The organism is Actinomadura flavalba DSM 45200 (assembly GCF_000374305.1).
Taxonomy (GTDB): domain Bacteria; phylum Actinomycetota; class Actinomycetes; order Streptosporangiales; family Streptosporangiaceae; genus Spirillospora; species Spirillospora flavalba.
In genome coordinates this window covers 199360-223682 of the sequence record NZ_KB894100.1, presented here as the reverse complement: position 1 = coordinate 223682, position 24323 = coordinate 199360, and the positions used below count along the sequence as shown (strand labels likewise).

The 24323-nt window shown below is 75.0% G+C and carries 18 protein-coding genes; 10 read left to right on the top strand and 8 right to left on the bottom strand.

Annotated features, from left to right (window positions below):
- The first annotated feature begins 440 nt into the window (after window positions 1-440).
- The 4 genes from C229_RS0124610 to C229_RS0124595 all read left to right on the top strand — a co-directional run bounded on the left by C229_RS0124610 (window position 441) and on the right by C229_RS0124595 (window position 4256).
- Window positions 441-1901, top strand: coding sequence for a flavin-containing monooxygenase (locus C229_RS0124610; protein WP_018657781.1), 1461 nt, complete (start codon window positions 441-443; stop codon window positions 1899-1901).
- Between the two features lie 10 nt (window positions 1902-1911).
- On the top strand, window positions 1912-2679 hold the full coding sequence (locus C229_RS0124605) for an SDR family NAD(P)-dependent oxidoreductase (RefSeq protein WP_026314140.1): 768 nt from the start codon (window positions 1912-1914) through the stop codon (window positions 2677-2679).
- 477 nt (window positions 2680-3156) lie between these two features.
- Entirely contained in the window at window positions 3157-3477 is a 321-nt protein-coding gene (locus C229_RS0124600) for a GroES family chaperonin (RefSeq protein WP_018657779.1), read from the top strand.
- 200 nt (window positions 3478-3677) lie between these two features.
- Window positions 3678-4256: an EF-hand domain-containing protein gene (locus C229_RS0124595; RefSeq protein ID WP_018657778.1), complete on the top strand. Its 579-nt coding sequence runs from the start codon at window positions 3678-3680 to the stop codon at window positions 4254-4256.
- Window positions 4257-4262: 6 nt separating this feature from the next.
- Here the strand turns inward: C229_RS0124595 and C229_RS0124590 are convergent, their stop codons facing one another.
- Window positions 4263-5843, bottom strand: a complete 1581-nt coding sequence (locus tag C229_RS0124590) for a Na+/H+ antiporter (RefSeq protein WP_018657777.1) — start codon at window positions 5841-5843, stop codon at window positions 4263-4265.
- A 621-nt stretch (window positions 5844-6464) separates the two neighbouring features.
- Between C229_RS0124590 and C229_RS0124585 the strand changes: the two genes are divergently transcribed.
- Entirely contained in the window at window positions 6465-7301 is an 837-nt protein-coding gene (locus C229_RS0124585; protein ID WP_018657776.1) for a nitroreductase/quinone reductase family protein, read from the top strand.
- Window positions 7302-8187: 886 nt separating this feature from the next.
- Here the strand turns inward: C229_RS0124585 and C229_RS33835 are convergent.
- Entirely contained in the window at window positions 8188-9042 is an 855-nt protein-coding gene (locus tag C229_RS33835) for a MerR family transcriptional regulator (RefSeq protein ID WP_033424747.1), read from the bottom strand.
- Window positions 9043-9171: 129 nt separating this feature from the next.
- Between C229_RS33835 and C229_RS0124575 the strand changes: the two genes are divergently transcribed.
- On the top strand, window positions 9172-10053 hold the full coding sequence (locus C229_RS0124575) for a siderophore-interacting protein (RefSeq protein ID WP_018657774.1): 882 nt from the start codon (window positions 9172-9174) through the stop codon (window positions 10051-10053).
- A gap of 389 nt (window positions 10054-10442) precedes the next feature.
- Here C229_RS0124575 and C229_RS0124570 read toward each other — a convergent pair whose 3' ends face one another.
- Together C229_RS0124570 and C229_RS0124565 are read right to left on the bottom strand one after the other, a co-directional pair.
- Complete coding sequence (locus tag C229_RS0124570; protein WP_018657773.1) at window positions 10443-13628, bottom strand: AAA family ATPase; 3186 nt, start codon at window positions 13626-13628, stop codon at window positions 10443-10445.
- Entirely contained in the window at window positions 13625-14758 is a 1134-nt protein-coding gene (locus tag C229_RS0124565; RefSeq protein ID WP_018657772.1) for an exonuclease SbcCD subunit D, read from the bottom strand. Before C229_RS0124565 ends, C229_RS0124570 begins: the two co-directional genes overlap by 4 nt.
- Before the next feature lie 86 nt (window positions 14759-14844).
- Between C229_RS0124565 and C229_RS0124560 the strand changes: the two genes are divergently transcribed.
- The 3 genes from C229_RS0124560 to C229_RS35080 are packed head-to-tail and all read left to right on the top strand — an operon-like array spanning window position 14845 to window position 16921.
- Window positions 14845-15750 (top strand): MBL fold metallo-hydrolase, encoded by a 906-nt coding sequence (locus tag C229_RS0124560; protein WP_018657771.1) that lies wholly within the window; start codon window positions 14845-14847, stop codon window positions 15748-15750.
- 27 nt (window positions 15751-15777) lie between these two features.
- Window positions 15778-16464, top strand: coding sequence for a RibD family protein (locus tag C229_RS35085; RefSeq protein WP_018657770.1), 687 nt, complete (start codon window positions 15778-15780; stop codon window positions 16462-16464).
- Complete coding sequence (locus tag C229_RS35080; protein WP_018657769.1) at window positions 16457-16921, top strand: cytidine/deoxycytidylate deaminase family protein; 465 nt, start codon at window positions 16457-16459, stop codon at window positions 16919-16921. Before C229_RS35085 ends, C229_RS35080 begins: the two co-directional genes overlap by 8 nt.
- Here the strand turns inward: C229_RS35080 and C229_RS0124545 are convergent.
- Window positions 16918-17535, bottom strand: coding sequence for a mycothiol-dependent nitroreductase Rv2466c family protein (locus tag C229_RS0124545; RefSeq protein ID WP_026314138.1), 618 nt, complete (start codon window positions 17533-17535; stop codon window positions 16918-16920). The two genes, C229_RS35080 and C229_RS0124545, sit on opposite strands and share 4 nt — an antisense overlap.
- Before the next feature lie 118 nt (window positions 17536-17653).
- On the opposite strand from C229_RS0124545, the gene C229_RS0124540 reads away from it, so the two are divergent.
- The gene (locus tag C229_RS0124540) at window positions 17654-19087 is read left to right on the top strand and encodes an aldehyde dehydrogenase (protein ID WP_018657767.1); all 1434 of its coding nucleotides are present in this window, start codon (window positions 17654-17656) and stop codon (window positions 19085-19087) included.
- Window positions 19088-19131: 44 nt separating this feature from the next.
- Here C229_RS0124540 and C229_RS0124535 read toward each other — a convergent pair whose 3' ends face one another.
- The 3 genes from C229_RS0124535 to C229_RS0124525 all read right to left on the bottom strand — a co-directional run bounded on the left by C229_RS0124535 (window position 19132) and on the right by C229_RS0124525 (window position 24265).
- Entirely contained in the window at window positions 19132-20082 is a 951-nt protein-coding gene (locus tag C229_RS0124535; RefSeq protein ID WP_033424746.1) for an AMP-binding protein, read from the bottom strand.
- Window positions 20083-20156: 74 nt separating this feature from the next.
- On the bottom strand, window positions 20157-21671 hold the full coding sequence (locus C229_RS0124530) for an AMP-binding protein (RefSeq protein WP_018657765.1): 1515 nt from the start codon (window positions 21669-21671) through the stop codon (window positions 20157-20159).
- Window positions 21672-21772: 101 nt separating this feature from the next.
- Window positions 21773-24265: a helix-turn-helix transcriptional regulator gene (locus tag C229_RS0124525; RefSeq protein ID WP_018657764.1), complete on the bottom strand. Its 2493-nt coding sequence runs from the start codon at window positions 24263-24265 to the stop codon at window positions 21773-21775.
- Between the last annotated feature and the right edge of the window lie 58 nt (window positions 24266-24323).

Genomic DNA, 24323 nt, shown 5'->3' with positions numbered 1-24323 from the left:
CACCAGATCCCGCCCGATTGTCAAACCGAACGAATTCCCGCACCACAGCAGACAGCCCACAACCATCCAGACGCGACAAAGCCACGCCAACGAATTGATCATGGAGGGTTCCCCCGGGCCGGCCACCGCGCACGCGCAGCGTCCTGCATCCCGCTGGGGACAAGTGAGAAACTTATGCGGTCCCGGCGGCGACGTCAAATCGAACGGCCGGTGCGGCCGGACACGGTCGCCGTCCAGACGACCCGGCCCCCGTCGTCCCGCCCGGGGAGGGCGGCAGCTCGCAAGACGGCAGTCCCCACGACGGTCCGCGTCCGAGCGGTCCGGGAAGGCCCGTCGTCCATCAGCATGCGACTTTTCGGAAGCACCCGTCTGTTCAAATGACCTCCTGGTCACTTACGCTCGGGACGAAACGGACGGACGACCTCGGGGAGCTAGAGACGATGGGCGCTCCGCGCGACGTGGTGATCATCGGTGCCGGGTTCGGCGGCATCGGCATGGCGGTCACGCTGAAGCGGGCCGGGATCGACGACGTGCTGGTGCTGGAGAAGGCGTCGGGGCTCGGCGGGACCTGGCGCGACAACACCTATCCGGGCGCGGCGTGCGACGTCCCCTCGCACCTGTACTCGTTCTCGTTCGCGCCCGAGCACGGCTGGTCGCGCCGGTTCTCCGAGCAGCCGGAGATCCTGCGCTACCTGGAGCGGGTCGCCCGGGAGCACGGCGTCCTCCCCCACATCCGGTTCGGCACCGAGGTACGGGGCGCCCGTTATGACGCGGACGCGGCGCTTTGGCACGTCGACACCGACGCCGGTCAGGTGGACGCCCGCGTCCTGATCTCCGCGTGCGGTCAGCTCAACCGGCCGGCGCTCCCGGCGATCGAGGGACGCGACACGTTCACCGGCCCGAGCTTCCACTCCGCCCGCTGGGACCACGGCGCCGACCTGGCGGGCAAGCGCGTCGCGGTGCTCGGGACGGGCGCGAGTGCGGTGCAGATCGTCCCGGAGATCGCCCGGACGGCGGCGCACGTGGACCTGTACCAGCGGTCGGCGCCGTACGTGATCGCCAAGCCGGACCGGCGGTACCCGGGGTGGACGCGGGCGCTGCTCCGCGCCGTCCCGCCGGTGCAGGCGCTGAGCCGGGCGCGCGACTACGCGCAGTACGAGTCGCGGGCGCTGGCGTTCATCCAGTACCCGAAGCTGATGAAGGTGATGGAGCGCCGCTTCCACCGCACGCTGGCCGGGCAGGTCGCCGATCCGGGGCTGCGCGCCGTCCTGACGCCCGGCTACCCGATGGGCTGCAAGCGCATCCTCATCTCCAACGACTACTACCCGGCGCTGACGCGGCCGGACGTGGACGTCGTGACCGCGCCGATCGAGCGGATCGTGCCGGACGGCGTCGTCACCCGCGACGGCATCCGCCGCCCTGCCGACGTGCTGATCCACGCGACGGGGTTCGCGGCGTCGGGGTTCCTCGCGCCGATGCGGATCACCGGACGGGACGGCCGGGAGCTGAGGGAGGTGTGGCGGGACGGCGCGGAGGCGCACCTGGGCATCACCGTGCACGGCTTCCCGAACCTGTTCCTGCTGTACGGTCCGTACACCAATCTCGGGCACAACAGCATCATCTACATGCTGGAGTCGCAGTTCCGGTACGTGCTCGGCGCGCTGACCGCGATGCGCCGCCACGGGCTGGAGTGGATCGAGGTGCGCGCCGACGCGCAGCGCGCGTTCGGCCGCCGCATGCAGGACCGGCTCCGCACGACGATCTTCGCTGCGGGCTGCGAGAGCTGGTACCAGACGTCCGACGGCAAGGTCGTGAACAACTGGCCGGGCTTCACGTTCGCCTACCGGCGCGCGACCCGGCGTCCCGACCCCCGGCATTTCACGGCGGGGCGCAGCGCTTAGGGTCGGGGGCATGCCGACTGCCTTGATCACCGGAGCGACGGCCGGGATCGGTGCCGCGTTCGCGCGCCGGCTCGCCGCCGACGGATTCGACCTCGTCCTGCTCGCCCGCGACACCGCCCGGCTGGAGGCGGCCGCCGCCGACCTCGGCGGACGGTACCGCGTGCGGGTGGAGACGCTCACCGCCGACCTGTCCACCGACGCGGGCATCGACGCGGCCGCCGCGCGGGCCGCCGCCGGGGTGGACCTCGTCGTCAACAATGCCGGGTTCGCCAACAAGGGGACGTTCCTCAACGTTCCGGTCACCGACGAGCAGACGATGCTGAAGGTGCACTGCGAGGCGGTGCTGCGCATCACGTCGGCGGCGCTGCCGGGGATGCTGGAGCGCGGACGGGGCGGCGTGATCAACGTCGCGTCGGTGGCGGCGTTCCTGGCGCGCGGCACCTACGGGGCGTCCAAGGCGTGGGTGGTGGCGTTCAGCCGGGGCGTCGCGCAGGACATCGCTGCGCAGGGCGCGAAGAACGTTCGCGTCATGGCGGTGTGTCCCGGGTTCGTGCACACCGAGTTCCATGATCGGGCGGGCATGAAGATGGATGGGATGCCGGAGTTCATGTGGATTCCGCAGGATCTCGTCGTGGACGAGGCGCTGCGCGACCTGCGGCACGGCGTCACGGTCAGCGTTCCGAGCGCGCGCTACAAGGCGCTCGTGGCGCTGGCGCGGATGGTGCCGCCGAGCCTGCTGGAGCGCACGTCGTCGCGCGCGGGCCGCAACTACGACTGACCGGTTCCCTCGGGCGGCAGGGGGTCGAGCAGACCGGGCGCCGTTTCCCGCGAACGGGAGGGCTCGTCGGCGTCGGGCGCCGTGTGGACGGCCTGGCGGCCGTTGTCGCCAGGACGCGTTCCTGCGCCGCACCGACGAGCCCTGAGTCCTGCCGGAGGACTCGGCGGCTCTGCTGCTCGGCGGCGTCCCCGCCGCCCCCGGCCTGCTCACCGAGGCACGCGCTCGCGTGCCCGGCGGGGACCGGCGCAGCGCGATCGTGCCCGCGGCGCCCGGATCGGGGTATTCGTGCGTCTTGCGCCGGGGAGCGGGTGGTGGCCGAGCCGCAGGCGGCGTAGCACCGACGTGGATCGGCCGAGCGTCGCCGCCTTCGGTTCCGAGCGGCAACCGGGGATCACCCCTGTGGGTGGCCGGAAAGGTCGGAGATCGTCGCTTCGTCCTCGGGCGCTCTGACCGGCGCGTCCGGATAAACTCCCGGGCGTGCCGGAACCCCAGTTCGAAGTCCAGATGCTGCACGACCGCGTCATGATCCGGAGCGACCGGGACAGCGGCGAGCGGCGCAGCACCGGCGGCATCGTCATCCCCGCGACCGTGTCGCAGACGAACCGCCTCCAGTGGGGCGAGGTGTGCGGTGTCGGGCACCATGTGCGCACCGTCAAGGCCGGCGACCGGGTGCTGTTCCACCCCGACGACCAGTTCGAGGTCGAGATCCAGGGCGAGAACTACCTCGTCATGCGCGAACGCGACCTGCACGCCGTCGCCAACGAACGCCCCGAGCACGGCACCGGGCTGTACCTGTAGCGCCTGGGTCCTTCTTGCGGTCGTCGAAGGTGCGGAACCAGTCGCGGTAACTGGCAGGGAACGGTGTGACCGGCGCAGGTTCCGCTGCTGTGGCGGCCAGGTGAGTTTGCGAAGTGGTTGTCATGGGAGCCTTCACGCGCTCCGGGCGCGGCGCCTAGTGTCACCTTCGGTAGTCGACCCCCCACCGAAAGGAGTCGGAGGTGACGAGCGAAACCGGCGTCCACCCGTTCGTGCGCGCCAAGATCGAGGCGAGCTTCCGCTGGATGGACGACGACGAGGACGGGTACTTCACCGAGGCCGAGCACGCCGAGATGGGCCGGCGGGCGGCGTCCGCCCTCGGCCACGAACCGGGCGGCGACGCCGAACAGCGGATGATCGACGCCTACCTGCACATCTGGCAGCGGCTGCACGCCCCGCTCGACAGCGACGGGGACGGCCGCATCAGCAGAGCGGAGTACATCGCCGCGACCACCGCCGTCGCCGGCGACCCGGCGCTGGCCCAGCGCACCCTGGGCGAGCTGGCCGACGCGGTGATGACCGTCGCCGACCAGGACCGCACCGGCACCCTCACGCTCCCCGAGTACCTCGCCTTCATCAGCGGCCACGCCCCCGGCCTTCCCAGCGCCGTCGTCACCGAGGCGTTCACCCGTCTCGACCTCGACGGCGACGGTGCCATCGACCACGCCGAACTCACCCGCTGCGTCCTCGACTACTACACCAGCCCCGATCCGGCCGCCCCCGGCAACTGGTTCTTCGGCCCGCCGCCCGCCCCCGTCTAGAAGGGTTCAGGGCCCGGCGCGGAAGTCCAGGCGACGCATGACGCGGTCGACGACGTCGGGCGGGACGCCGGGTTCGCGGCGGGCGTCCAGGGCCTCGCGGCGGCCCGCCGCCTGAACGTCACGCTGGATCTCGCGGAACCGGCCCGCGCGCTGCCAGGCGCGGCGGGCCGACTCGGTCTCGTCGGCGTCGGCGGCCTGCGGGTCGGCGTGGGTGAGGCGTTGCAGGAGGCCGGTGCGCAGTCGCTCGTAGACGTCGTCGGGCAGGTCGCCGGCGGCCGAGACGCGTTTCAGCTCGGCCAGCTCGGCGCGCAGCACGCGGTTCCACAGGTCGAGTTCCATGCGGCGTTCGGCGGCCGTGTCGGCGTGCACGCCCGTCCAGCGGACGACGAGCGGCAGCGTCGGGCCCTGCACGAGCAGCGTGAACAGCACGACGGCGAACGCCGTGAACAGGATCTCCGCGCGGAAGGGGAACGGCCTCCCGTCCGCGACGGTGAGCGGCAGCGCCAGCGCGAGCGCCACCGTCGCGACGCCGCGCATGCCCGCCCACCACGTCACCACCGTCTCCTTCCAGGTGTACGGCTCGTCCATGAGGTGGTCGCGGTGGGCGGTGCGGAAGATCCGCAGCGTCGCGAGCAGCCACACCAGCCGCAGCGCGACGACGACCACGATCACCACCACCGCGCCGCCGAGCATGCGCGGCCACGACGCGCCCGCCTCCCGCAGCACCGTGCTCAGCTCCAGCCCGATCAGGCCGAACGCGAACCCGCCGACGAGCAGCTCGATGATCTCCCAGAACACGTCCCCGACGAGCCGGTAGCCGCTGTCGTCGGTGCGGGTCGCGGCGTCGGTCAGGTAGAGCGCGCAGACCAGCACGGCCAGCACCGCCGACGCGTCCAGCCACTCGGTGACGGCGTAGGCGGCGAACGGCACCAGCAGCGTCAGCGCGACCTTCCAGGCCGCCTCGTCGAGCCGGTCGACAAGACGGCTCGACGCCCAGCCGAACACCCCGCCGACCAGCACCGCGACGACCGCCGACACCACGAACCGCCACGCCGCGTCCCACGCGGAGAAGTGCCCGCTCACGACCGCCTCGATCGCGACGCTGTAGACGACGATGGCGGTGACGTCGTTGAACAGCCCCTCCCCCTCCAACACGGAGGTGAGGCGGCGCGGCAGCCCGAGCTTGGACGCCATCGCCGTCGCCGCGATCGGGTCCGGGGGCGCGACGACCGCGCCGAGCGCCACGGCTGCGGCGAACGGCACCGCCGGATGCACGAGCGAGAACGCCGCCGCGACGGCGGCCGCCGTCACCAGCACGAGCCCGACCGCCCGCAGCGTGATCGCCGCCCAGTTGACGACGAACTGCCGCCAGGACGTGCGGCGCGCGGCGGCGTACAGCAGCGGCGGCAGCACCAGCGGCAGGATCAGGTGCGGTTCCAGCGAGATGTCCGGCACGAACGGCAGCACCGCCAGCACGAGGCCGAACACCGTCATCAGCACGGCCGACGACAGCCCGATGCGGCGGCTCAGCGGTTCGGCGAGAACGGCCGCGAACAGCACGACGAAAAGGAGTCCGAGCTGTTCCATGGTCTCTCCCGTCTCCGATTCATGACCGACCCTAGGCGGCCCGCCGCACTTCCCGGCGCGGGACGCGGCGACGGAAAAGCCTTTGCCCATTCCTGGCCGCCGCGTTATAGTCACCCCATGACTGCCGGGTCGGCCATGCGCCGCGCACGAGTGAGGCACCCGGCCACGGCGTGATCGCCGGGCCGGCCCGAGGGCCGCCTTCTCCTTCGCATTGAACGTCGAGCGCTCTTGGGCGCCGATGGGGCCGCCGTCTGGACGTACCGTCCGTACGCGATCAGCGGGGCCGGTTCGGTGCCCGGATGTCCAGGTGGCACGCACGGCGGACGATGCGCCCGCGCGGCCGATCTGGCCCCCGTGTGCAGGCGGGCCAGGAGCGAATTCGGTAGTACCGATGCTCCCGTGGTGGGTACGAGTCGCCCATGGTGCTCGCTGCCGGTGCGCGGTGGAGCCCGGGCTTGGTGTCGTCCGGGGTGCGTTCTCCTGTTGATGCACCGGACTTTTCACGCGCCGGACATCGTGTGCGCCCTCCGTTCATGAGGTCACTTTCCCACGTATCTGTTGCGTGTTCACTCTCGGCACGGCGGGTCTTTTTCGCCTGCCCTCGTACGACGAAAGAAGAGAATGCCCAACCCTTTCAACGACCCGATCATCAGCGAGTTCCGCGCCAACAACGGCCGCGTCGGCGGTCCTTTCGAGGGCAGCCGGTTGCTGCTGCTCACCACGACCGGCGCGCGCTCGGGGGCACCGCACACCACGCCCGTCGGCTGCCTGCCCGACGGCGACCGCGTACTCGTCATCGCCTCGGCGGGCGGCGCGGACCGGCACCCCGCCTGGTTCCACAATCTCGTCGCGCATCCGGAGGTCACCGTCGAGGACGGCGTCTTCACCTACCGGGCCCGCGCCGACGTCCTCACCGGCGACGAACGGGACCGGCTGTTCGCCCGCGCCGTCGAGGCCGACCCCGGGTGGGCCGAGTACCAGGCGGGCACCGACCGGGTGATCCCGGTCATCGCCCTCACGCAGGTGGACGGCGGGCCTCCCCCGGGACCGCTCGGCGACGGACTCGTCGCCCTGCACGGCGCGTTCCGCCGGGAACTGGCCCTGATCCGCGCCGAAGTGGCACGGTCGGGCGCGGCGGTCGGCGCGCAGCTCCGCGTCAACTGCCTCACGCTCTGCGAGGGGCTGGGCGTGCACCACCGGCATGAGGACGGCGGCCTGTTCCTCTTCCTGGAACAGCACCACCCCGACCTGGCTCCGGCGCTGGCCCGGATGCGCGACGAACACGCCGCGATGACGGCTCTCCTGGACGAGCTGCGCGCCCTGCTGTCCCAGCCGTCCCCGGACCCGTCCGCCCTCGCCGCCGAGGTCGACCGCCTGACCGCCCAGGTCGAAGCCCACCTCGACTACGAGGAATCCGAACTGGTCCCGATCCTCAACGCCGTACCGACACCCGGCTGACCGGCGGACGACGCGGGGCGCCGCCTGCTCGCGCGCCGGTTCCTTCGCTGCCCGCGCGCCCGGCCACAGGCGGCGACCCGGCGAGTCCAGCGCTCGCCGACGTAGACCGGCGCGCGACCTCCAGGTAGGAGCACACCTCGGCGCAGCGACCCACAGCAGCAGCTCGGGCTGGTCGAGCCGTTCGCTGCGGCCGAACGTCGCTCGCGTGCGCGCCGGGTACCCGCACCGGCGCGCCGGGCAGACGCCCTCGGCCTGCCCTGCCGACGCCCCCGGCCTGCCCTGCCGACGCCCCCGGCCTGCCCGGCGGACGCCCTCGGCCTGCCCGGCGGACATCCTCGGCCTGCCCGGCAGGCATTCTCGGCCTGCCGGGCGGGCGCCCTCTGCGTAGCGGGCGGGCGCCCCGGCGCGCCCGGCAGGCGCCCTCGGCCTGCCGGGCGGGCATCCTCGGCGTACCGGGCGGACATCCTCGGCGCGCCCGGCAGGCGCGCCCGGCGCGTCTGCCCGGTACGGCCGGACGTCGCACGCGTGCACGCCGGGTACCCGCCTCGGCGCACCGGGCAGACGCCCTCAGCCCGCCGAGCAGGCACCCTTGGCTTACCGGGCAGGCACCCTTGGCTTACCGGGTAGGCACCCTCGGTGTGCTGGCAGGCGTTCCCGGCGTACCGGGCAGGCGCCCCCGGCCTGCCGGGTAGGCACTTTTGGCGTGCCGGGCGTGCGTCCTCGGCCTGCCGGGCGGACATCCTCGGCGCGCCCGACGTGCACCTTTGGCTTACCGGGCGGGCATCCTCGGCGCGCCCGGCGTGCGTCCTCGGCGCGCCCGACGTGCACCTTCGGCTTACCGGGCAGGCGCTTTCGGCGTGTCGGGCGGGTGTTGGCGCGGTGGTGGTCAGGTCTCCGAGTGGTCGTCCAGGTAGGCGGCGAGGGCGGCGGAGGCGGTGAGGCGTCGGCGGCTGCGTGCGGTCAGGTCGTGTTCGCGGGCGTCGAGTTCGGCGCGGACGCGGGCGGGGTCGCCGGTGGCGCGAAGCTCGCGCAGGACCGCCGCGACGATCGGGAAGGGGTAGCCGCCGCTGCGCAGCAGGGCGGCGATGCGCGCGTCGCGGAGGGCGGGCCCGTCGTAGCGGCGGTGACCGTCCGCGTCGCGCGCGGGACGCAGCAGCCCGCGCCGTTCCCACGCCCGCAGCGTCGTCGCCCGCACCCCCGTCACCCGCGCGACCTCCCCAATCCGCAACGGCTCCCGCCGCCCAAGGCCCCGCGCCGCAGAACGGAAGCCACGCTCTCCGTAACCCATCGTCCCGGCACCCGCGGCACCCGGTGGTCTTGGTGGGGGGTGGCTGGCGGTTTGGGCGGGGAGTGGGGTGGTGGGTTGGTTTGGGGAGGGGTGCGGGTCGTCGGGGGTGGGTGGGGTCTTGGCGGCTGCTGTTACGGCGGCGCGGACGGCTTGGATCTCGGCGCGTTCTCGGTCCAGGGCCGCGTGGCTCGCGTCGGCGTGGGCGAGGGCGGTCGCGGGGTCGCCCGCGTAGAGGGCGGCGAGGATGGCGCGGGTGCGGGGCCAGCCGTGGCCGGCGGCTAGGGCGCGCAGGAGGCGGAGGGCGGCGGCGTGCTCGCCGGTGAGGACGCGGTAGCCGTTCGCGGCGCGGTCGGCGGGCGGCAGCAGGCCGGTGTCGAGGTAGGTGCGGAGCTGCTGCACGGAGATGCCCGCCGAGCGGGCGAGGTCGGCCGCGCGGAGCCGTCGGGCGGTCATCCGCCGAGCGTAGCCCTTGCACCGTCACTTGAGACTTTGGCGCCCCCGTCCTCGACGTTCACGCGGAAAAGTGCCACATAGGGGTCCAAGCCCAGAATGGAAGGGCAGCCACTCGACGGAGGTCCACCCATGCCAGCCCTTCCGCTCCGCACCCTCCGGGTGCTCCAGACCCGCCGCGTCACGCCCCGCATGGCGCGGATCACGTTCGGCGGCGACCTGCACGACCTCGTCCTCGCCGGACCCGACCAGCAGGTCAAGCTCTACTTCCCGCGCCCCGGGCAGGCGGCGCCCGTCCTGCCCGACGGCGGCGACGGCGACCTGACCCGCTGGTACCGGGCGTTCGCCGCGATGCCGGAGGACGAGCGCCCGTGGATGCGGAGCTTCACCCTGCGCGGCCACGACGCGACGACGGGCACGCTCGCGATCGACTTCGTCCTGCATGGTGACGCGGGGCCTGCCTCCCGCTGGGCCGGACAGGCCGAGCCCGGGGACGTGCTGGCGATGTTCGGCCCGTCGGCGGCGTTCGCGCGTCCGGTGCCGCTGCTCGACTCGGCCGTCGCCGCCGACTGGGTGCTGCTCGCCGGGGACGAAACGACGCTCCCCGCGATCGGCACCCTCCTTGCGGCGCTGCCCGCGCGGACGCGCGTCCTGGCGTTCCTGGAGGTGGCCGATATCGCGGAGGAGCAGCGGTTCACCACGTCCGCCGACGTCACCGGCCGCTGGCTGCACCGCGACGGCACCGCTCCCGGCGACCCCGGGCTCCTGACGCGCGCCGTCGCGGCGGCGGCCTTCCCGCCGGGCGCCGTCTTCGCCTGGCTCGGCGGCGCCGCCCCGACCGTCCGCGCCCTGCGCCGTCACCTGGTCGGTGATCGCGGCGTCCCGAAGCACGCGGTCGACTTCACCGGTTACTGGCGTCCCCGCCTCACCCAGGACGACGCCCCCACCCCCGACGACCACGCCGACGCCGCCGCCCTCCTCGAACAGGCCCGGGCCCTCACCCGAACCACCTGAGAGGAAGCGGCGTCCGACCTGGCCCCGGACTGGCCCAGGCCCGCACACACCGATTCAGACACTGGACCGTGACGGTCTACGGTGACTCGAACCACCCCGGACACGCTCCCGGTGAGGCTCGCGCCGGGCCAGGCGCTGACCTCGGCGGCCAAGCCGTGGCATCCCCCGGTGACCTCGAACAGGTCCGAAGCACCCGGTGAGGCTCGCGCCGGGTCGGACACTGGCCTTTGGCGGTCGAGCCGTGGCGTCCGACGGTGACCGCGAACCGCCCGAGACCCGCAGCCGGTGAGGCTCGCGCCGGGCCAGGCGCTGACCTTGGCGGTCGAGCCACGGCGTCCTGCGGTGGCATCGAACAGGTCCGGGGGCTCAGCCGGTGGGGTGGGCGTCGGTCAGGCGTTGATCTTGGTGGTCGAGCCGTGGCGTTCCTTGGTGATGTGGAGCTGGGTGGGGACGCGGGCGCGGAGTTCGGCGACGTGGCTCACGATGCCGACGGCGCGGCCGCCGTCGCGGAGGCCGTCGAGGACGTCCATGACCTCGTCGAGCGTGTCCTCGTCCAGGGTGCCGAAGCCCTCGTCCACGAAGAGGGTGCCGATCTCGGTGCCGCCCGCCTCGGTGGTGACGACGTCGGCCAGGCCGAGCGCGAGGGCCAGCGACGTGATGAACGACTCGCCGCCGGAGAGCGTGGCGGGCTCGCGGACGCGGCCCGTCCAGGCGTCGGCGACGCGCAGGCCGAGGCCGCCGCCGCTGCGGGTGCGGTCGCCGGCGGCCTTCTCGACGGTGTGCTCCAGCACGTAGCGGCCGGACGACATGCGGCCCAGGCGCTCGTTCGCGGCGGCGACGACCTGCTCCAGCCGCGCCGCGAGGACGTACGCCGACAGCGACATCGCGCGCCGGTTCGCGGTGTCGGTGCCTGACGCCAGCCCGGCGAGGCGGCGGGCGACGGCGTGCTCGTCCGCGGCGGGCCGCCACCGCGCGACGGCGGCGGCCAGCTCGGCCCGCAGTTCGGCGAGCCGCGCGCAGCGGACGCGGGCACGGTCGGCGGCGGACGCGGCGGCGGTGTGCACGGCCTCGGCGGCGGCGAGCGCGGCGTCGAGGGCCGGGACGTCGGGGGCGGGACGGGCGGCGGCGCGGGTGAGCGCCGGTTCCGCCAGCTCACGCTCGACGTTGCCCTTCTCCACGTCGTAGCGGCGTTCCTTGTCCCGCAGTACGCCCTGCTCCTCGTCGTCCAGGGCGGCGGCGTGCGCCGCGTCGCCGGACGCGAACCCCTCGGCCGCGACGGTCTCGGCGGCGGTGGCGCGGGCGGCGGCCAGTTCCCGTCCGGCGACGATCGCGTCCCGCGCGGCGTCGGCGGCGGCCCGCAGCGCGTCCGCCTCGCGCCGCAGCCGCTCGGCCCGCGCCTCCAGCGACGGGTCGTCGCCGCGCGCCTCGGCCAGTTCGGCGCGCAGCCGGTCGTGCTCGGCGGCCAGGTGCTCGACGCGCGTACGACGTTCGGCGAGCGTGCGGGCGAGGGCGTCCCGCCGCTCCCGCGCGGCGTCGAGCGCCTCCTCGTCGTCCCGCAGTGCGGCGGCCAGCCCCGCGGCCTCCGCCCCCTGCCGCTCGGCCTCGGCCAGCGCCTGCCGCGCCGCCCGCACCTCGGCCTCCACCTCACCGACGGCGACGTCCCCGACGACCTCGCGCAGCGCCGCCAACTCGGCCCGCGTACGCTCAACGACCCCGCCCGCGACCTCCCGCGCACTCTGCGCCCGATCAGCGGCCGTCTGCGCCGCCTCGATCTCCTCGACCTCCGGCACCCGCCCGGCCACCGGCTCCGCCGCCTCGACGTCCCCCGCACCCGGCATCCACGCGGCCCGCACCCGACCGTCCGCCGACTGCGCAGCCTCGGTGCTCGGCGTCCGTGTGGGGTCTGTCCGGTCGGGTGCCGGGTGCGGGGTGCGGGGATCTTCTGTGGCCGATATCTGTGTGGTGTGGTGGGTTGCGGGGGCGGGGTGGTCGGGGGAGCCGCAGACCGTGCAGGGTTCGCCGGGGACGAGGCGGGCGGCTAGGACTTCGGCCATGCCGTCCAGGCGGGACTGGCGGAGGGTCAGGACGTGGTCGCGGGCGGTCTGGGCCGCGTCGGTGGCCGCGCGGTGGGCGTCCTCGGCGGTGGTCAGTTCGGGGATCAGGGCGTCGCGGCGGCGGGCGGACGTCAGGCGGCGGGTGGCGTCCTCCGCCGCGCGGCGGGCGCCGGGTTCGGCCGCCGCCGCCTCGCGGGCGGCGGCGAGGGCCGTGCGGCGCGACTCGACGCGGGCGGGAAGCTCGGTGAGCGCCGCCCCCGCCCGCTGCTCCTCCGCCGTCAGGCGGGTCAGCTCGCCGTCCAGCGCGGTGCGTTCGCGGGCGAGTTCGGTCAGGCGGTGGGCGTCGGCGCGGCGGGTGTCGAGCTGGGCGAGTTCGTCGCGGCGGTCGCGTTCGGCCTTGCCGAGGACGTCGTCGGCGGCGCCGGGCGGCAGCAGCGCGGCGACGCGGGCGCGGGTGTCGTCGGCGCTGCGGCGCGCCTGCGTCAGGCGGCGGCCCCGGTCGGTGACGGCGTGCAGGTACGGCAGGACGCGGTCGGCGCGGGCGGCGGCGTCCAGCCGCGAGCCCAGCTCGGAGCGTTCGTCCAGCCGCGCGGCGAGCGCGTCGCGGCGGGCCGTCGCCGCCGCGTGCCGGGCCTGGAGGTCGGCCAGCGCGCGGGCCTCGTCGACGGACGCCCGCGCCTGCGCCAGCCCGGCGCGGGCGCCCTCCGCCAGCGCGGTCACGGCGTCGCGGGCGGCGTCCAGGTCGGCGGCGAGCCCGGCGGCCCACCCGGGCAGCACCTCGACGCCCGGCACCAGCGCGGGTTCGGCGGCGCGCGGCCCCGGCACCGGGCCGCGCGGCGCCAGCGGCGACACCGTCCCGGCGGTCTCGGCGACGCGGTCCGCGACGGACGCCGCCGACGCCTCCAGCGCGTCCACCGCGCGGCCCGTCGCGGCGCGGCGCTCGGCCAGCCACTTCTCCACCTGCGTGAACACCTCGGCGGCGAACAGCTTCTCCAGCACCTTGCGGCGTTCCTCGGCGCCCGCGCGCAGGAACCCCGCGAACTCGCCCTGCGGCAGCAGCGCCACCTGGCAGAACTGGGCGGCGTTCATCCCGAGCAGGCTCAGGATGACGTCACCGGCCTCGTCGTTGCGCGTGGCCAGCGCCGTCCACGCGCCGTGCTCGTACTCCTCCAGGATGACCTTGGCCTTCTCGGTGGTCGTCCCGGTGCCGCGCAGCTTGGGACGCTCCCACGCGGGCGCCCGCATGACGCGCAGCCGCCGCCCCCGGATCGTCGTCTCCAGCCGCACCGACGGCCCGGTGCCGGGCGCGGCGTGGTCGCTGTGCAGGCCCTTGGCCGCGTTCCGCACCCCCGGGACCTGCCCGTACAGGGCGAAGCAGACGGCGTCGAGCACGGACGTCTTCCCGGCGCCGGTGCGTCCCCGGATGAGGAACAGTCCCGCGTCGGAGAGGGTGTCGAAGTCGATCGTCTCGGTGCCGGAGAACGGCCCGAACGCGGTGACCTCCAGCCGGTGCAGCCTCACGCGCGGGCCTCCTTGGCGCGGACGTCCTCGAACGCCTCGTGCAGCAGCGCCGCCTCGCGCGGCGCGGGGACGGCGCCGGTGACCTCGGTGACGAAGTCGCCCGCGAGGTCGAGCGGCGACCGTTCCCGGGTGCGCTCGGTCCAGGAGCGGTGCGGCCGGTCGGTGCCGCGCGGCTCGTAGGCGAGGACGAGCGTGTGCGGGAACCGGCGGCGCAGCCGTTCCATGGCGGCGGACGGCCGGTCGGGGTCGGTCAGCGTGACCTGGAGCCAGTGGTCCTCGACGGCGTCGTGCCGGGGGTCCGCGAGCAGGTCGTCCAGGTCGCCGTGCAGCCGGGCGAGGCGGCGCGGGACGGGCGCCTCCGCGAACTCGGCCGACACCGTGCCGTCGGCGGCCAGATCGACCAGCCACGAGCCCTTGACGTGCCGGGTCTCGGAGAAGGAGTACGCCAGCGGCGAGCCCGAGTAGCGGACGCGGTCGGTCATGCGCTGCCGTCCGTGCAGGTGGCCGAGGGCGGCGTAGTCGACGCCGTCGAACACCGACGCGGGCACGTGCGCGGCGCCGCCGACGCTGATGTCGCGCTCGCTGTCGCTGGCCTCGCCGCCGGTGACGAACGCGTGCGCGAGCACGACCGACCGGGTGCCGGGCCGGGTGGCCAGGTCGGCGCGGACGCGGCGCATCGCCTCGGTGAGCGCGGCGGTGTGCCCGCGTTCGTCCAGTTCCCAGGGGGCGCGGACGAGTTCGGGTTCGAGGTAGGGGACGCCGTAGACCGCGACGCCGTCGATGACGACGGGTTCGCCGACAGCGGCGAACGACGTGCGGACGTGCACGCCCGCCGCGTCCATGAGCGCCGACCCGAACCCGAGGCGGCGCGTGGAGTCGTGGTTGCCGGCGATGAGCACGACGCGGACGTCGCGCGCGGCGAGCCGGGCCAGGGTCTCGTCGAACAGCCGCACCGCGTCGACCGGCGGGAGGGCGCGGTCGTAGACGTCGCCGGAGACCAGGACGCAGTCGACGCGTTCGTCGCGGACGGTGGCGAGCAGGTGGTCGGCGAAGGCGGCCTGGGCGCCGAGCAGATCCTCGCGGTGGAACGCGCGGCCCAGATGCCAGTCGGACGTGTGGAGGAAGCGCATGTCGCACGCAACCCTAGAGGCGGCCACCGACACACGCGTGGCAGAAACGCCGGTACGCCGCAAAGCGTCCCTCTACGGTGAGGAACATGACACCGCCCCCTCAGACCACGCGGATCGCCGACGACGTGTACGCCTTCGTCCAGCCCGACGGCACCTGGTGCCTCAGCAACGCCGGGTTCGTCGTCGGGCCGGACGCGGTCACGGTGATCGACACGGCGGCGACCGAGCGGCGCGCCCGCGCGCTGCGCGCCGCCATCGAGGGGGTGACGCCGCTGCCGCCGCGCGTGCTGGTGAACACGCACTTCCACGGCGACCACACCTACGGCAACGCGTTCTTCCGCGACGCGACGATCGTCGCGCACGCGAACGCGGCGCCGCAGATCGCCGAGCAGGGCCTGCTGCTGACGCAGATCTGGCCGGACGTGGAGTGGGGCGCGATCGAGATCGTCGGCCCCGACGTGACGTTCACCGACCGGCTCACCCTGCACGCGGGCGACCTGGCGATCGAGCTGATCCATCCGGGCGTCGCGCACACCACCGGCGACGCCGTGGCGTGGATTCCCGAGCGGGGCGTGCTGTTCGCGGGCGACCTCGTCTTCAACGGCGGGACGCCGTTCGTGGCGGTCGGGTCGATCCAGGGCCTGCTGGACGCGCTCGCGGAGCTGCGCGCGCTCGGCGCGGAGACGATCGTCCCGGGTCACGGCCCGCTGTGCGGCCCGGAGGTGTTCGGCCCGACGGAGGAGTACCTGCGGTGGATTCAGGCGCTGGCGCGGGACGGCGTCGCGGCGGGCCGTCCGCCGCTGGAGACGGCCCGCGCCGCCGACCTCGGCCCCTTCGCGGCCTGGACCGACCCCGAACGCCTGGTGGGCAACCTGCACCGCGCGTACTCGGAGGAACGCGGCGAACCGCTCGGCGCCGCGCTGGACGTGATGACCGCGATGCTGGAGATGGCCGAGTACAACGACGGAAAGATCCCGACCTGCCGGGCGTGAGCCGCGCACTCCAGTAGGTTGACCCGCGTGAGCGAACGCCCCTACGTCCTGCTGAGCTGCGCCATGTCGGCGGACGGGTACATCGACGACTCCTCGCCCGAGCGGCTGCGGCTGTCCAGCGCCGCCGACTTCGACCGGGTGGACGGGGTGCGGGCGACGTGCGACGCGATCCTCGTCGGGGCGGGCACCGTCCGGGCCGACGACCCGAAGCTGACGCTGCGGTCGGACGCCCGCCGTCAGCGGCGCGTCGCGCGCGGGATGCCCGGCGACCTGACGAAGGTGACGATCACGGCGACGGGCGACCTCGATCCCGGGTCGCGGTTCTTCACGCACGGCGACGTCCCCAAGATCGTCTACACGACGCCGGCGGCGGCCGGCGGCACGGCCGCGCGGCTCGGTGACCGGGCCGAGGTGGTCGCGGCGGGCGACCCGGTGAGCCTGCCGTATCTGCTGGCCGACCTGGCGGGGCGGGGCGTGCGGCGGCTGATGGTGGAGGGCGGCGGCGCGGTGCACACCCGGTTCCTCACCGAGGGGCTGGCCGACGAACTGCACCTGGTCGTCGCGCCGTTCCTCATCGGTGACCCGTCCGCGCCGCGCTTCGTCGGGCCGGGCGTGTTCCCGCAGAGCCCGGCGCGTCCGATGCGGCTGGGCGAGGTGACCCGCATCGGGGACCTGGCGCTGCTGCGCTACCTGATCGGCGGCGCCCGTGGCTGACGGCCCGCCGCCCGGCCCGGCGGGCGACCCGTACTGGCTGGGCCTGGCCTGCGACCTGGCCGCGCTCTGCCCGCCGTCGGAGACGGCGTTCTCGGTCGGCGCCGTGATCGTCGCGGCGGACGGGACGGAGCTGGCGCGCGGGTACTCGCGCGAGTCCGGCCCGCGCGACCACGCGGAGGAGGCGGCGCTGGCCAAGCTCGGCCCCTCCCCCGCGCTGCGCGACGCGACGATCTACAGCAGCCTCGAACCCTGCGGGCGCCGCGCCTCCCGGCCCTCTCCCTGCGCCGACCTGATCCTGGCGGCGGGCCTCCCCCGCGTCGTGCAGGCGTGGTCCGAACCGGACCTGTTCGTCGCGGCGACCGGAGCCGTCCGCCTGCTCGCGGCGGGCGTCGAACTCCGCGAGCTCCCCGAGCTCGCCGACCGCGCCCGCCGCCCCAACCGGCACCTGCTCGACTAGGACGGGTCGGGCTTCCCGCGCGGGTGGACCTTCAGCTCGTTGAACGTGGCGACGGACGCGGCGAGCCGGACGCCGTCCCACAGCCGCAGCGCCGCCTCGCCGCGCGGGATGGCGGAGACGACCGGGCCGAAGAACGCGACCGGGTCGCCGGTGTCGGTGGTGGTCGCGATGATGGGGCTGCCGACGTCCTTGCCGACCAGCGCGACGCCCTCGGCCGTCGACGCGCGGACGGCCGGTTCCCACGCCGCGTCCCCGGCGGCGTTGGCGAGGTCGCGGGGCAGCCCGGCGTCCTCCAGCGCGGCGGGGAAGGTATCGTCGGACCAGCCGTCCTCGCGGTGGATGCGCTCGCCCAGCGCGGTGTAGAAGCGGCCCAGCGCGGCCTGCCCGTGCCCGGCCTCGACCGCCGCCGCGAGGCGGACCGGGTACCAGAGGTAGCCCTCGGTGTCGCCCTCCGGGTCCTCGTCGAGGTGCTCGTTGAGGACGGACAGGCTGAGGATGCGCCAGCGGATCTCGACGTCGCGGTGCGCGGCGACGTCGAGCAGCCAGCGGGAGGTCAGCCAGGTGTAGGGACAGGACGGGTCGAAGTACAGGTCGGCGGTCCGCACAGGAGTCATGGACCCTCTCTACCCCGCGTTCGGATGAGACGGCAGTCTCATCCGACCCTGGCGGTGCCCGGGGCGGCCGTGCCATGCTGAGCCAAGCAAGCATTCGGTCAATTGATCGAGGAGAGCGATGCGCGAGCACGACCGGCTGTTCATCGGCGGCGACTGGACCGCCCCCTCCGGGACCGGGACGATCGACGTCGTCTCCCCGCACACCGAAGAGGTCGTCGGGCGCGTCCCGGACGGCACGGCGGCCGACATCGACGCCGCCGTCGCCGCCGCCCGGCACGCCTTCGACCACGGCCCCTGGCCCCGCATGACGCCCGCCGAACGCGCGGAGATCATCGGCCGGCTGGCGGCGATCTACGCCGAACGGCAGCAGGAGATGGCCGACCTCGTCACGGCCGAGATGGGCTCCCCCATCCTGTTCTCGATCTTCGGGCAGGCCGCGCTGCCGCAGATGGTGCTCCAGTACCACGCCGACCTCGCCGCGTCGTTCACCTGGGAGGAGGAGCGCGCGGGCATGCTCGGCCCGGTCACCGTCACCCGCGAGCCCGTCGGCGTCGTCGCCGCGATCTACCCGTGGAACGTCCCGCAGTTCACGCTGATGCTCAAGCTCGCCCCCGCCCTCGTCGCCGGGTGCACGGTCGTCGCCAAACCGTCGCCGGAGGCGCCGCTGGACGGCTTCCTGCTCGCGGAGTGGATTCGCGAGGCGGGCGTGCCGGACGGCGTCGTCAACATCGTCCCGGCGGGCCGGGAGGTCGGCGCGCACCTCGTCGCGCACCCCGGCGTCGACAAGGTCGCGTTCACCGGCTCCACCGACGCCGGACGCAGGATCGGCGCGGTGTGCGGGGAACGGCTCAAGGCGTGCACGCTGGAACTCGGCGGCAAGTCCGCCGCGATCATCCTGCCCGACGCCGACCTCGCCGCCACCGTCGAGGGCCTGAAGATGGCGTCGCTGATGAACAACGGCGAGGCGTGCGCCGCGCAGACCCGCATCCTCGCGCCGCGCGCCCGCTACGACGAGGTCGCGGACGCGCTCGCCGCGATGGTCGGCGGCCTGGCCGTCGGTGACCCCGCCGACTACGGCACCGAGATCGGCCCGCTGGTCGCCCGGCGGCAGCGGGAACGCGTCGAGGGCTACATCCGGATCGGCCAGGAGGAAGGCGCCAAGATCATCACCGGGGGCCTGTCCCGCCCGCACGACCGGGGCTGGTACGTCACGCCGACCCTGTTCGGCGACGTCTCCAACGACATGCGCGTCGCCCGCGAGGAGATCTTCGGGCCCGTCCTCGCGCTCATCCCCTACGACGACGAGGACGACGCCGTCCGCATCGCCAACGACAGCGACTACGGCCTCGGCGGGTCGGTGTGGACGGCCGACGTCGCCCACGGCGTCGAGGTCGCCCGCCGAGTCCGCACCGGGAGCTGCGGCGTGAACCTGTACGTGCTGGACCCCAACACCCCGTTCGGCGGCTACAAGGACAGCGGCCTGGGCCGCGAACTCGGGCCCGAGGGAGTGTCCCCGTACCTGGAGTACAAGGCGATCCCGCGCCCGTCGTGAAAAGGAGGGCTGACCTCCCCCGCCGCCCCCCGCGGCGGAGGAAGTCAGCCCAGCGGAACGACCGTCCAGCCGTGCCGCACGCGGCAGGCCGCGAGCGTGTCACGATCGGGACGGCCCGTCACCAGGAGCCGCACGCCGCCCACCGGAAGTTCGGCGGTACCGGCGTCCAGCGCCCGCAGATCGGCGGGAGTCACCACCGCCATCGTCGCCCGGCGGCGGCCGACCTCGGCCAGCAGCTCGGGCAGGCCCGGCCCCTCGACGGTCGCGAGCGTCGCGCCGTGCGTGAGGCACAGGTCCACCAGCCCGGCCCACACGGCGGACGAACAGTCGCCGGGGCGGCAGGCCAGAACGTCATCCACGCCGAGCCCGACCGTGGCACCGAGACGGTGCAGGTCGGCGAAACGCTCGGCGTGGGTGATCCCCTCCGGTGGATCGCACAGGTGCAGCGCGAGATCGCGCAGCGGGTCGGCGGGAGGCGGCGGCTCGGGACCGGGGTCGGGGGCGACCGGGGGTGCGCCCGCCTCCACGAGCCGCGCGAAGGACGTCGCGCCGGGGACGTTCCCGAACGCGAACACCTGCCGCACGTAGGCGCGCTCGGCCGCCGCCAGCGACTCGGCGGCCGTGGCGGCGCCGGTCAGCAGGAACCGGGCGCCGCACTTTTTCATCAGTTCGGCCAGCGCCGGGACGTCGGCGCCCGCGGGCAGCGGCGCGGGGATCGCGCCCGCCGCAGAGACGGCGTGCACGGCGAGCGCGTGGTCGCACGCGCCGGTCACGAGGATGGCGGCGACGTCGCCGGTGCGGACGCCGAGCCGGCGCAGGCCGCCCGCGGCGGCCGGGATCGACGCCGCGAGCCGCCCGTAGTCGAGTTCGCGGTGCGGGTCGATGAGGGCGGGCCGCGCCGCGCCGCGTTCGGCGTGGGTGCGGGCCGCCGCGAGGACCGCCTCCGTGACAGTGGTCGCGGAGACGGCCGGGTGGCCGAGCTGTCCGTCGAGCATGGGCCGAACGTAGGTGCGGCGCCGCTGCCACCACATCCGAAGATGTGTGTAGGGGGATGTGTAGGTCATGTCGCTCATGTGGTCAGCCCCGCCCTGCGCAGCAGCGTGCGCCGCCGGACGCGGCCGGTGTCGGTGCGCGGGATCGCGTCCACGACGTGCACGGCGGCGACGCGGCGGCTCGGCGCGACCTGCGCGTTGACGAACGACAGCAGGTCGCCGCGCGGGGTCTCGGCGAGCACGACGAACGCGTGCGGGACGAGCCCCAGGTCGATGTCGGGGGCCGGCGCGACGGCGGCGTCCCGCACGGCGGGATGCGTGGCCAGGACGCGCTCGGGATCGGCGGGCGGCTCGGGGGTGCCCTCGCCGGAGCGGCCGAGGACGTAGACGCGGCCGTGCTCGTCGGCGAACGCCGCGTCCCCGGCGGGAAGCCACCGGGACTTCGCCGCCGGGGCGGGCACCGGCACGCGGACGTACAGGTCGCCGGGCTGGTAGGCGGCCTGGTCGGTGCCGGTCGCCGGGTCGACGATGCGCCAGGAGACGCCGGGCAGGCCCCGGCCGACCGAGTCGGCGGTGCCCTCCTCGCAGCCGCGCAGGTTGAGGTGGGTGAAGCCGCCCGCCTCAGCGAGCCCGTACGCCTGCCGGACGGTGCAGTGCAGCCGCTCGGCGCAGGCCCGCGCGGAGCGGGCGTCGAACGGCCCGCCGGTGACGACGACGGCGCGCAGGGCGGGCAGGTCGTAGCGGGCGGTGGCGCGGTCCACGGCGAGGGCCTCGGCCTGCGCGGGGTCGAGCAGCGCGACGGTGACGCCGAACTCGCGCAGCGCGCGCAGCAGCTCGTGGCGTCCGCCGCCGGGCCGCGCGACGACGGTCGCGCCGAGGCGCAGCGCCGGGTTGAGCAGCCCGTTGAGGCCGAGGACGTGCGCGAGCGGCAGGCCCGACAGGACCACGTCGGTGCCGCCGATCATGCCGGAGTCCGCGACGCGGGTGATGCCCGAGACGACCTCGGCGTGGCTGAGCCGGACCGGCCGGGGCGGCGCGCCGGCACCGCGCGTGCACACCAGGAGCGCGGTGCCGGTCGCCGGGTCCACGTCGACGTCGGGAGCCGCTCCACCCGCCAGGAACGCCCCGAACGGCTCGGCTCCGGGCTCGGCGCCGAAGCACACCACGCGCGGCGGCGTCCGCGCCGCCTCGATGGCGTGCCGGACCAGGCCGAGCAGCACGGGCCAGGTGATGACGGCCACGGCGGCGGAGGCGTCGAGCAGCCGGGTCAGCTCGGCGGGCGGGACGGTGACGCGGATCGGGAACGGCACCAGGCCCGCCGCCGCGACCGCGTGCAGCGCGAGGGCGAACTCGGGGCCGTCGGGCAGGTGCAGGGCGACGACGCCGCCCGGCGGCAGGCCGGCGCGGGCCAGCCCGGCGGCGCCGGAGCCGACGAGCGCGGCGAGCTGGGCGTGCGTGGGGCCGCGCCCGGTGGTGGCGTCCAGGACGGCGGCGCGCCCGCCGTGGCCGAGGTCGTCCGCGGCGCCGAAGACGGTCTGCGCCATCGTCATCGCGGTGCGGGCCGGGCCGCCGACCCCGAGGGACAACATCATGCTCCGGACGTTAGGCGCGCACGGGGGCGGCGCACATGCTCCAGAGTGTGCACACGGGGTCGTATCCGTGCGGGCCGGTGTGTGTACACATACCCCGGCGGTCATGCCCCGGCGTCGTCCGGGATGGCGTCCACCGCCCACGCCGCCACCTGGGCCCGGGAGGTGAAGCCGAGCTTGGTGAGGATGTTGGTGACGTGCCGGGCGACCGTCGCCGGGCTGATGAACAGCTCCTCGGCGATGCCCCGGTTGCTGAGGCCGCGCGCGACGAGCAGCGCGATCTCGCGTTCGCGGGCGGTGAGGGTGCTCGGCGGGGACGCGGGGGCGGCGGCGCGCGGCCGGGGCACGCTGGGCCGGTCGGCGGCGTCGGCGGCGTCGGCGGCGTCGGCGGGATCGCCGGGGCCGCGCAGCGCGAGCGTGACGGCCTCGTCGGGGGTGACGACGCGGCCCTCGGCCCAGAGCCGGGCGACGGCGGCGTCGCCGAGCGACCGGCGCAGCGGTTCCAGGACGCTCTCCAGCCGGGCTCCGGCGCCGGGGCGGCGGACGTGGCCGGAGGTGGCGGCGGCGTCGTCCAGCCCGGCGGCGGCTCCGGCGAGCACGACGGCGCCGCGCTCGTCGCCTTCGGCGGCGAGCAGTTCGGCGCAGGCCGTCAGGGCGCGGGCCAGGTCGGCGCGGATGCCCGCGGACCGGCACAGCCGCAGCGCCTCGCGCAGGCTCTCGCGGGCGTCGGCGGGATCGCCCTGGGCGAGCGCGACGCGGCCGATGCCGAGCAGCGCGCGGGCGCGTTCGGGGCGGGCGCCGATCTCCTCCAGGGCGGGCAGCGCGGCGGTGAAGCACGAGCGTCCGGCGGCCAGGTCGCCGCGCAGCACCGCGACCTGCCCGAGCCCGATGAGCGCGGACGCCGCGCCCCACTGCTGGTCGATCTCGCGCATGACCGCCAGGCCCTGTTCGAACAGCTCGCGGGCGTCGCGCAGCCGGTTCTCGCGCATCCGCATCCGGGCGCGGACGAGCAGCACGTAGCCGCGGTTCCATTCCTGGCCGGGGGCGCGGGCGATGGCGGCGGCCTCGTCCAGGTGGACGGTCGCCTCGTCGAACCGGCCCGCGACGATCTCGGACTCGGCGCGGGTGGTGAGGGCGACGGCGGCCATGAAGTCGTCGCCGGACTTTCGGCACGGTTCCAGCGCGCGCGCGGCGAACTGGCCTGCCTGCGTGAAGTCGCGTCCGCCCGCGGCGAGCTGCGCGCGTCCGGCGAGGCCGGGGCCGTGCACGTAGGCGGGCAGGCCGGTGCCCGCGACCAGGAACCGGTCGGTCCACTCCACCCACTCGCCGACGCGGCCCCGCACGATCCAGTACGTGCGCAGCGCCGTGCAGAGCCGCAGGCCCTCCTCGAACTCGCGGCGTTCCAGCGACCACTGGAGCGCGGCGCGGACGTTGCCGAGTTCGGCGTCGTAGCGGCGGAAGAGGGCGACCCGGTCGGCCCAGGTGGCGGGGATCTCGCCGAGGGCCAGTTCGGCGTCGCGTTCGGCGGTCTCCAGGACGGCGTCGCGGTGCCGCCGCCGGACCTCGGCGTCCTCCCCGGCGGCGGCCAGGTGCTCGGCGGCGTACTGGCGGATGCTGTCGAGCAGCCGGAACCGCGTCTCGCCCGCGACCTCCCCGGCGACCGCGGCCAGCGAACGGTCCGACAGGGCGGTCAGCAGGTCGAGCAGGTCGTCGCCGCCCAGGCCGGACAGGGCGGGCGGGTCGTCGGCGCAGACGCGCTCGGCCTGCGCGAGCGTCCAACCGGCGAAGACGGCGAGGCGGCGCAGCAGCACGCGTTCGCGCGGGCCGAGCAGGTCGTGGCTCCAGTCGATCGCGGCGCGCAGCGTGCGCTGCCGGGGCGGCGCCGTCCGGTCGCCCGCGCTGAGCAGGTTGAACCGGTCGGTGAGGCGCGCGGCGATCTGCTCGGCCGACAGCACCCGCACCCGGGCGGCGGCCAGTTCGAGCGCGAGCGGGACGCCGTCCAGCGCGCGGCACACCTCGGCGACGGCGGCCGTCGCGGCGAAGTCGGGGCGGACGGCGACGGCCCGCTCGGTGAACAGGCGTTCGGCCTCGGCGGGCTCCAGCGGCGGCACCCGGTAGACCGTCTCGGCCGACATCCGCAGCGGCTCGCGGCTCGTGGCGAGGATGCGCAGGCCCGGGCAGCGGGTCAGCAGCAGACCCGCCAGCGTGGCGGAGTCCTCGACGAGGTGCTCGCAGTTGTCCAGGACGAGCAGCGCGTCCCGCGAGCCGAGCGCGTCGGCGATGACCCCGGCGACGAAGCGCCCGTCCTCCTCCACGATCTCCATGGCGGCGGCGACGCGGCGTCCGACGGCTTCGGGCGGGCCGCCCGGCGGGGCGTCGGCCAGGTCCACGAACCACACGTCGCGCGGGGCCGCCTCCAGGACGGTGCCGACGACGCGGACGGCGAGGCGCGTCTTGCCGATGCCGCCGGGGCCGCACAGCGTCACGACGCGCATCTCGCGGAGCAGGCCGACGACGTCGGTGACGTCGCGGTCACGGCCGACGAAGGCGTCCGACTCGGCGGGCAGGGGTGTTCCAGGGGAACGTCGCGTCGTCATTCTCGCGGTGATGGCCTCTCGGTCAGCCCCGTCTGGTTGATCCTTGACCTGAGTTTGT

What these genes read in the sequence shown, in the direction of transcription:
- C229_RS0124610 (WP_018657781.1), top strand. Translation starts at nt 441, where the DNA reads ATGGGCGCTCCGCGCGACGTGGTGATCATCGGTGCCGGGTTCGGCGGC.
- C229_RS0124605 (WP_026314140.1), top strand. Translation starts at nt 1,912, where the DNA reads ATGCCGACTGCCTTGATCACCGGAGCGACGGCCGGGATCGGTGCCGCG.
- C229_RS0124590 (WP_018657777.1), bottom strand. Translation starts at nt 5,843, where the DNA reads ATGGAACAGCTCGGACTCCTTTTCGTCGTGCTGTTCGCGGCCGTTCTC.
- C229_RS0124585 (WP_018657776.1), top strand. Translation starts at nt 6,465, where the DNA reads ATGCCCAACCCTTTCAACGACCCGATCATCAGCGAGTTCCGCGCCAAC.
- C229_RS33835 (WP_033424747.1), bottom strand. Translation starts at nt 9,042, where the DNA reads ATGACCGCCCGACGGCTCCGCGCGGCCGACCTCGCCCGCTCGGCGGGC.
- C229_RS0124575 (WP_018657774.1), top strand. Translation starts at nt 9,172, where the DNA reads ATGCCAGCCCTTCCGCTCCGCACCCTCCGGGTGCTCCAGACCCGCCGC.
- C229_RS0124565 (WP_018657772.1), bottom strand. Translation starts at nt 14,758, where the DNA reads ATGCGCTTCCTCCACACGTCCGACTGGCATCTGGGCCGCGCGTTCCAC.
- C229_RS0124560 (WP_018657771.1), top strand. Translation starts at nt 14,845, where the DNA reads ATGACACCGCCCCCTCAGACCACGCGGATCGCCGACGACGTGTACGCC.
- C229_RS0124545 (WP_026314138.1), bottom strand. Translation starts at nt 17,535, where the DNA reads ATGACTCCTGTGCGGACCGCCGACCTGTACTTCGACCCGTCCTGTCCC.
- C229_RS0124540 (WP_018657767.1), top strand. Translation starts at nt 17,654, where the DNA reads ATGCGCGAGCACGACCGGCTGTTCATCGGCGGCGACTGGACCGCCCCC.
- C229_RS0124535 (WP_033424746.1), bottom strand. Translation starts at nt 20,082, where the DNA reads ATGCTCGACGGACAGCTCGGCCACCCGGCCGTCTCCGCGACCACTGTC.
- C229_RS0124530 (WP_018657765.1), bottom strand. Translation starts at nt 21,671, where the DNA reads ATGATGTTGTCCCTCGGGGTCGGCGGCCCGGCCCGCACCGCGATGACG.
- C229_RS0124525 (WP_018657764.1), bottom strand. Translation starts at nt 24,265, where the DNA reads ATGACGACGCGACGTTCCCCTGGAACACCCCTGCCCGCCGAGTCGGAC.